This is a genomic window from Kocuria sp. CPCC 205263, assembly GCF_040981075.1.
Classification (GTDB): Bacteria; Actinomycetota; Actinomycetes; order Actinomycetales; family Micrococcaceae; genus Kocuria; species Kocuria rosea.
In genome coordinates, this window is the sequence record NZ_JAVKPV010000046.1 from 1 (window position 1) to 725 (window position 725).

1 protein-coding gene is annotated in these 725 nt (G+C 72.7%); it reads right to left on the reverse strand.

Annotation, left to right across the window (positions count from 1 at the left end; translation table 11 throughout):
• Nucleotides 1-725, reverse strand: a 725-nt coding sequence (locus RF647_RS19045; protein ID WP_368813102.1) for a PTS fructose transporter subunit IIC, incomplete at both ends; no start/stop codon positions are given.

Sequence of the window (725 nt, forward strand, 5' to 3'; positions counted from 1 at the left end):
GGCAGCACGCGCAGCGGGTCGGCGGCCGCGAACGGGATGGCGCCCTCGGAGATGAAGGACAGCCCGAGCAGCCAGGCCGCCTTGCCGTTCTCCTGCTCGGCGACCGTGAAGTAGCGCTTGGCGGCCGTCGAGGCCAGCGCCATGCCCAGCGGCGGCACCATGCCCGCGGCGATGACCGCGGCCATGACCTCCTGCGGGGCGGTGTTCGCGGCGGTCGCCGCCCCCAGCCCGGCGGCGGCGAAGGTGTAGGCGACCTTGTTGATCGGTCCGCCGAGGTCGAAGCCCATCATGAACCCGAGGATCGCCCCGAGGGCCAGGGCGCCCGCGCCGGTCATGCCGTTGAGCCACTCGGTCAGCCACGCCATGAACGTGGCGATCGGACCACCCAGCACCAGCAGCAGCAGGCCGCAGGAGAAGATCGTGGCCAGCAGCGGGATGATCACGACAGGCATCAGGGAGCCGAGCCAGCGCGGCAGCCGCGGCTTCGACAGCCAGTAGGCGGCGAGGCCGGCCAGCAGGCCGCCCACGATGCCGCCGAGGAAGCCCGCGCCCATGAAGTTGGCGATCAGCCCGGCCGCGAAGCCGGGGGCGATGCCGGGCCGGTCGGCCAGGCCGTAGGCGATGTAGCCGGCCAGGGCGGGCACGAGCAGGATCATGGCCAGGCTGCCCACCTTGAACAGCACGGCGCCGAGGTACTGGGCGAGGGTGGCGTCCCCGAGGTTCCA